Source organism: Mycobacterium alsense (assembly GCF_002086635.1).
Classification (GTDB): domain Bacteria; phylum Actinomycetota; class Actinomycetes; order Mycobacteriales; family Mycobacteriaceae; genus Mycobacterium; species Mycobacterium alsense.
The window spans coordinates 70564-76856 of the sequence record NZ_MVHD01000020.1 but is presented as its reverse complement, the minus strand read 5'-3'; the positions used below and the strand labels follow the sequence as shown (position 1 = coordinate 76856).

Annotated in this window: 7 protein-coding genes, 2 tRNA genes and 1 pseudogene; 6 read left to right on the top strand and 4 right to left on the bottom strand. The window is 68.1% G+C overall.

Features of this window, described 5'->3' with window-relative positions; genetic code table 11:
* On the top strand, positions 1–594 hold a 594-nt coding region (locus BST11_RS13725), incomplete at its 5' end, for an MCE family protein (RefSeq protein WP_211284711.1).
* Positions 595–620: 26 nt separating this feature from the next.
* Here BST11_RS13725 and BST11_RS13720 read toward each other — a convergent pair.
* Positions 621–693: transfer RNA gene (locus BST11_RS13720), tRNA-Arg, on the bottom strand.
* Positions 694–727: 34 nt separating this feature from the next.
* A tRNA-Ser gene (locus tag BST11_RS13715) sits at positions 728–816 on the bottom strand.
* Positions 817–905: 89 nt separating this feature from the next.
* On the opposite strand from BST11_RS13715, the gene BST11_RS13710 reads away from it, so the two are divergent.
* Together BST11_RS13710 and BST11_RS13705 are read left to right on the top strand one after the other, a co-directional pair.
* The gene (locus BST11_RS13710) at positions 906–1979 is read left to right on the top strand and encodes a pyridoxal phosphate-dependent aminotransferase (RefSeq protein WP_083138496.1); all 1074 of its coding nucleotides are present in this window, start codon (positions 906–908) and stop codon (positions 1977–1979) included.
* 3 nt (positions 1980–1982) lie between these two features.
* Positions 1983–2444, top strand: a complete 462-nt coding sequence (locus BST11_RS13705; protein ID WP_083138495.1) for a DUF4334 domain-containing protein — start codon at positions 1983–1985, stop codon at positions 2442–2444.
* Between the two features lie 52 nt (positions 2445–2496).
* Here the strand turns inward: BST11_RS13705 and BST11_RS13700 are convergent, their stop codons facing one another.
* The gene (locus BST11_RS13700; RefSeq protein WP_142276339.1) at positions 2497–2829 is read right to left on the bottom strand and encodes a hypothetical protein; all 333 of its coding nucleotides are present in this window, start codon (positions 2827–2829) and stop codon (positions 2497–2499) included.
* 84 nt (positions 2830–2913) lie between these two features.
* Here BST11_RS13700 and BST11_RS13695 point away from each other — a divergent pair, with 84 nt between their 5' ends.
* Positions 2914–3516 carry a TetR/AcrR family transcriptional regulator gene (locus tag BST11_RS13695; protein ID WP_083138494.1) on the top strand — a complete coding sequence of 201 codons (603 nt, stop codon included), beginning with the start codon at positions 2914–2916 and terminating at the stop codon, positions 3514–3516.
* A 79-nt stretch (positions 3517–3595) separates the two neighbouring features.
* On the opposite strand, the pseudogene BST11_RS13690 reads toward BST11_RS13695, so the two are convergent.
* Positions 3596–4179, bottom strand: a pseudogene (locus BST11_RS13690) (TIGR03086 family metal-binding protein).
* 23 nt (positions 4180–4202) lie between these two features.
* Here BST11_RS13690 and BST11_RS13685 point away from each other — a divergent pair.
* Together BST11_RS13685 and lipE are read left to right on the top strand one after the other, a co-directional pair.
* Positions 4203–5027: a crotonase/enoyl-CoA hydratase family protein gene (locus BST11_RS13685; protein WP_083138493.1), complete on the top strand. Its 825-nt coding sequence runs from the start codon at positions 4203–4205 to the stop codon at positions 5025–5027.
* A gap of 19 nt (positions 5028–5046) precedes the next feature.
* Positions 5047–6282, top strand: coding sequence for a lipase LipE (gene lipE, locus BST11_RS13680; RefSeq protein WP_083138492.1), 1236 nt, complete (start codon positions 5047–5049; stop codon positions 6280–6282).
* Positions 6283–6293 lie beyond the last annotated feature (11 nt).

Genomic DNA, 6293 nt, shown 5'->3' with positions numbered 1-6293 from the left:
ACCTCGCGCACCATCAATGCGCATCAAAAGGAGTTGGATCAGGCGTTGTTGTCGGCGGCGGGGTTCGGCAACACCGGTGCGGACATCTTCGAGCGCGGCGGGCCGTATCTGGCGCGCGGCGCCAAGGACCTGGTGCCCACGGCCCAGCTGCTGGACACCTACAGCCCCGAGATCTACTGCCTGATTCGCAACAATCACGACATCGAACCGGCCACCGGCGCGGCCGAGGGGGCCGCCAACGGCTACTCCCTGAACATGGACATCGAGGTGATGTCGGGGGCGGGGCTCCTGCTGAACCCGGTGTCGGCGGTGGTCGCGATCGGCACCCAGGTCGGGGCGCTCGCGGGACTGATCGGCGGTGCGCCCAACCCCTACATCTATCCCGAGAATCTGCCGCGGATCAACGCGCACGGCGGGCCGGGCGGGGCGCCGGGATGCTGGCAGACGATCACCCGGCACCTGTGGCCGGCGCCCGAGCTGGTGATGGACACCGGCAACAGCCTCGCGCCCTACAACCACATCGACACCGGCTCGCCGTACGCGCTCGAGTACGTCTGGGGCCGCCAAGTCGGCGACAACACGATCAACCCGTAGGTCACTGAGGCGCCGGGCGCAAAATGCGCGCCCGAAGGGATTCGAACCCCCAACCTTCTGATCCGTAGTCAGATGCTCTATCCGTTGAGCTACGGGCGCCTGTCTTCAGTTGTCTAGCCCCGAGAGGACCCAGCGGAGGCGAGAGGATTTGAACCTCCGGTCGCCTTGTAGGGCGACAACTCATTAGCAGTGAGCCCCATTCGGCCGCTCTGGCACGCCTCCATCGGACGCCTTGAGGGTACCCGAACCCTTTCGGCTGTCCCGGAACCGCCGGAGGCATAGCGTACACAGCGCCGACATATGCTGTCGAAGTGACCGCCCGCCTGCGACCCGAGCTGGTCGGGCTGCCCGTCTATGTACCCGGCAAAACGGTCCCCGGCTCCATCAAACTGGCGAGCAACGAGACGGTGCTCGGCCCGCTGCCCAGCGTCCGGGCGGCCATCGAGCGGGCCACCGACCGGATCAACCGCTACCCCGACAGCGCCTGCGTGCAGCTCAAGGCGGCGCTGGCCAAACACCTCGGCTCGGATTTCGCTCCCGAACATGTTGCCGTCGGTTGCGGTTCGGTCAGCCTGTGCCAGCAGCTCGTTCAGATCACCGCCTCGGTCGGCGACGAGGTGGTGATGGGGTGGCACAGCTTCGAGCTGTACCCGCCGCAGGTCCAGGTCGCCGGCGCGGTCGCCGTCAAGGTGCCGTTGCGCGACCACACCTTCGACCTCTACGCCATGCTCGCCGCTATCACCGACCGCACCCGACTGATCTTCGTCTGCAACCCCAACAATCCGACGTCGACGGTCGTCGATCCCGACGCGCTGGCGCGCTTCGTCGAGGCGGTGCCGGCGCACATCCTCATCGCCATCGATGAGGCCTACGTCGAGTACATCCGCGACGGCATGCTGCCCGACAGCCTGGCGCTGGCCCGAGCCCGCGGCAATGTCGTTGTGCTGCGAACCTTTTCGAAGGCCTACGGGATGGCGGGGCTGCGTGTCGGCTACGCCGTCGGCCACCCCGACCTGATCACCGCGCTGGATCAGGTCTACGTGCCGTTCTCGGTGAGCAGCCTCTCGCAGGCCGCGGCGATCGCCTCGCTGGAGGCCGCCGACGAGCTGCTGGCCCGCACCGACGCCGTCGTCGCGGAGCGCAACCGGGTCAGCGCCGCGCTGCGCGACGCCGGATATCGCCTGCCACCGTCGCAGGCCAACTTCGTCTGGCTGCCGTTGGGCCCCCGCACCCAGGACTTCGTGGCGCGGGCCGCCGAGGCGGGGGTGGTGGTCCGCCCGTTCGCGCCCGACGGCGTGCGGGTGACCATCGGGGCGCCGGACGAAAACGACGCGCTGCTGCGATTCGCTGGCGACTGGATCACTCGGACAGAACAGGAGGTTTGACCAATGACCCTGGCGCGCAAGAAGTTCACGGAGTTCAGGGAGCGCGGCGACGAGATCGCCGACGCCGAGCTCGACGAGTACTGGGCGACCCTGCAGCCCGCGACCATCGACGCCATGGTGGGCGAGTGGAAGGGCGGCGAGTTCGTCACCGGCCACAAGATGAACGGCCAGCTGGCGAAGGCGGGCTGGTTCGGCAAGACCTTCAAGTCGGCCACCGACGTGCAGCCGTTGATCTGCCTGGACGCCGACGGGAACAAGTTCTCCAACAAGGAATTGGGCAAGGGTGAGGCCAGCCTGTGGCTAGAGGAATTCCGCGGCGAGATCACCGCGACGATGGTCTACGACGGCCAGCCCGTGCACGACCACTTCAAGAAGATCGACGACGACGCGGTGATGGGCATCATGAACGGCAAGGGCGTCCTGGACGGCGGCCGGTACTACTACTTCTACCTTGAGCGCGTGTGAGCCCACGCAGACGTCACGCCGGGCGCGGTTGACTACTACGGCAACGGAATTGCTATCGCGCATCGCTGTCTGTGATACGGGGCGGATTCGGTCGACCAAGCACGGAGTTGAGGCGATAGGCACCCCCGAGACCGTGGAATACAGCCATCAGCAGCCCCCCAGCGAAGATGCTCGCGATGCCGAGAACTGCATGGGCCGGCAGATCGGCCCAGTAGCCGATCGTGACCGCAAGCGCGAGCCCGAGAGTGCCCGCCACGGCATTGCGCAACGAGTCGTTACCCCACACATTCGGAAACTGTTCACCGACCATGCCTTTGACAAAGTGCGGGGCGGCATTTGCGCCCATAAGGCCGGCAAGAGCGGACAAAAGGATCGTGTGCCACACAACAAATCACTTCCATTCAGTCAACAGGCGTAGACCGAAGCTAGCATTCCGATCGCCGTCAGTCAACGAACGTAGACTGGATGCATGAGTACCCCTCGCGCCAGCCGCGCTGAGCAGCGCCAGCGCACTCAATCCCGGATCCTGGCGGCGGCCCGGACGCTCTTCGCTGAGCTCGGCTACGACCGGGCGACCATCAGGGCCATCGCCACCGAGGCCGGCACCGATCCAGGTCTTGTCATGCGCTATTTCGGGTCCAAAGACAACCTGTTTGCGCAAATCTCCGGATTTGAGCAGGAGCGCCAGGTGACGGGCACACCCGAGCAGGCCGCAGAACAGTTGCTGGCCGCGCTCGAGGACAAGCTCACCGAGGAACCGACCGATGCACTGGCCGCGATCCGGTCCATGTTCACCCACCCCGACGCCACCGGCCAGGTCCGGTCCGCCATGGTCGCTCGACAGCGACAGGCTGCGCGCCATATGGCCGCCGACGACGCCGATCTTCGCGCCGGTCTCATCGGCGCGCTCACCATCGGCGCGGTCATCGGACGTCACCTGCTGCGACTCGACGGCCTGCGCGACGCTGCGCCGGACCGAATCACCGCACTGCTGAGGACCGCGTTCCACGACCTCGCTCATGGCACACCGCGGAATGCTCCGCACCGAAGCACTCGTATCGCCACCGAGTAATCACGGAACCCGCGCCACACTCAACGCCCAGGCTTCACACCCGACGCCCTGGTTTGACACTCGATCCGGGAAGACCGAACTACCCGGACGGGTCGCGGCCGGTGAACGCGACCAGCTGCTCGAGGGCGCCGGCGTCCGGCGCCACGTCGACCGGCTCGTCGAAACCGGCGACGCCGCGCAGCTCCGGCCTGATGACCCGGCGCGCCAGGTCCAGCACGTATTCGCACAGCGGTTCGGGGGCGTCGACCTCGTGTCCCACCGCGGTGGCGTAATCCCAAGCGTGGACCAGGAATTCGAGCGACAGGATGGAGCACGCCGACCTCGCGGGCATCTCGCGCTTGCCGAACGGCACGGTGCCGTCCAGGCCGTGGCGGTGCCACGCGTCCAGGGCCGGGCGGGCCGCGGCGACGATCTGCCGCTCCACCGAGTCGCTCTCGTCGGGCTGGGGAACTTCCGCGCCCACCATGCCGCCGAGCGCGGAGACCGAGTTGAGCAGGTGCGTGGTCAGCCGTCGCACGTCGAACTCGGCGCCGGCGTCTGGCGCGTCAGGTCGTCGTCGGCGATGGTGTGCAGGACTCGCTGCAGCACACCCAGCGTGTCCTCGGCGCTGCGCAGCTCGTCGGTCGGTACCGAATGAGGTCCGGGTCGCAGATCATGAGCCATATTTCCCACGCTACGGTCTCGCTATGGGCGAAACATACGAATCTGTCACCGTCGAGACCAAAGACCAGGTCGCGCAGGTGACGCTGATCGGGCCGGGCAAGGGCAACGCGATGGGGCCCGCGTTCTGGTCGGAGATGCCGGAGGTGTTCGCGAAGCTCGACGCCGACCGCGACGTGCGGGCCATCGTGCTCACCGGATCGGGCAAAAACTTCAGCTACGGCCTGGACCTGCCGGCCATGGGCGGATCGCTGACCGCGGTCATGGCCGACGGCGCGTCGGCCCGCCCGCGCGCCGAGTTCCACGCCGAGGTGACGCGCATGCAGAAGGCGATCAGCGCCGTCGCCGATTGCCGCACCCCCACCATCGCGTCGGTGCACGGCTGGTGCATCGGCGGCGGCGTCGACCTGATCTCCGCGGTGGACATCCGTTACGCCAGCGCCGAAGCGAAGTTCTCCGTGCGGGAGGTCAAGCTGGCCATCGTCGCCGACGTCGGCAGCCTCGCCCGCCTGCCGCTGATCCTGTCCGACGGGCACCTGCGCGAGCTGGCGCTGACGGGCAAGGACATCGACGCGGCGCGCGCCGAGAAGATCGGCCTCGTCAACGCCGTCTACGACGACGCCGAGGCGACGCTGGCCGCGGCGCACGCCACCGCCGCCGAGATCGCCGCCAACCCGCCGCTGACGGTCCAGGGCGTCAAGGACGTCCTGGACCAGCAACGCATCGCGGCGGTGTCGGCGAGCCTGCGCTACGTCGCCGCCTGGAACGCGGCCTTCCTGCCGTCCAAGGACCTGACCGAGGGCATCTCGGCGACGTTCGCCAAGCGTCCGCCGCAGTTCACCGGCGAGTGATTCACGTAGCCTCGGCGAGGTGACCCCCGACGGCAGAATCCGCGTCCCGGCCGACCTGGACGCCGTGACGACGATCGGCGACGAGGACCACTCCCAGGTCGGCCGCGCGGCCGTGGAGCGGATCTGGCAGGCCGCGCGGCACTGGTATCAGGCCGGCTTCCACCCCGCGATCCAGTTGTGCCTGCGGCACCGCGGTCGCGTCGTGCTCAACCGCGCGATCGGGCACGGCTGGGGCAACGCCCCCACCGACGAGCCCGACGCCCAAAAGATCCCCGTCACGACGGACACGCCGTTCTGCGTGTACTCGGCGGCCAAGGGCATCACCGCGACCGTCGTGCACATGCTCGTCGAGCGCGGCGTCTTCTCCCTCGACGACCGGGTGTGCGACTACATCCCCAGCTACACCAGCCACGGCAAGCACCGCACCACGATCCGGCACGTCCTGACCCACAGCGCGGGCGTTCCGTTCCCCACCGGCCCGCGCCCGGACTTGAAGCGCGCGGACGACCACGAGTACGCGCAGGAGCAGCTCGGCAAGTTGCGACCGCTGTACCGGCCGGGGCTGGTGCACATCTATCACGCGCTGACATGGGGTCCGTTGATGCGCGAAATCGTGTACGCCGCCGCGGGCAAGGACATTCGCGAGATCCTGGCCGCCGAGATCCTCGACCCGCTGGGCTTCCGGTGGACCAACTTCGGCGTCGCCAAGCGGGACATCCCGCTGGTCGCCCCCAGTCACGCCACCGGGCGGCCGCTGCCTCCGGTGATCGCCGCCATCTTCCGCAGGGCGATCGGCGGAACCGTGCACGAGATCATCCCCTACACCAACACGCCCGCGTTCTTGTCCACCGTCGTCCCGTCGTCCAACACCATCTCGACTGCCGACGAGCTGTCCCGATTCGCCGAAATCTGGCGGCGCGGTGGGGAACTCGACGGTGTGCGGATCATCAGCCCCGAACGGATGTACGGCGCCGTGCAGGAATGCCGGCGGTTGCGGCCCGACTTCGCGGTGGGCCTGCAGCCGGCGCGGTGGGGCACCGGCTACATGCTGGGCACGAAGCGGTTCGGGCCGTTCGGGCGCAACGCCCCGACCGCGTTCGGCAACCTCGGCCTGGCCAACATCGCGATCTGGGCCGACCCGGCGCGCGCACTGGCCGCCGGCGTGATCAGCAGCGGCAAGCCGGGCCGCGATCCCGAAATCGGCCGCTACACCGCCCTGATGGACACCATCGCCGCCCAAATTCCGATCGGTTGAGTCCGCCCGGC

Excerpts from the sequence above, each read along its gene's own strand:
- BST11_RS13705 (WP_083138495.1), top strand. The coding sequence starts at position 1,983 with ATGACCCTGGCGCGCAAGAAGTTCACGGAGTTCAGGGAGCGCGGCGAC.
- BST11_RS13695 (WP_083138494.1), top strand. The coding sequence starts at position 2,914 with ATGAGTACCCCTCGCGCCAGCCGCGCTGAGCAGCGCCAGCGCACTCAA.
- BST11_RS13685 (WP_083138493.1), top strand. The coding sequence starts at position 4,203 with ATGGGCGAAACATACGAATCTGTCACCGTCGAGACCAAAGACCAGGTC.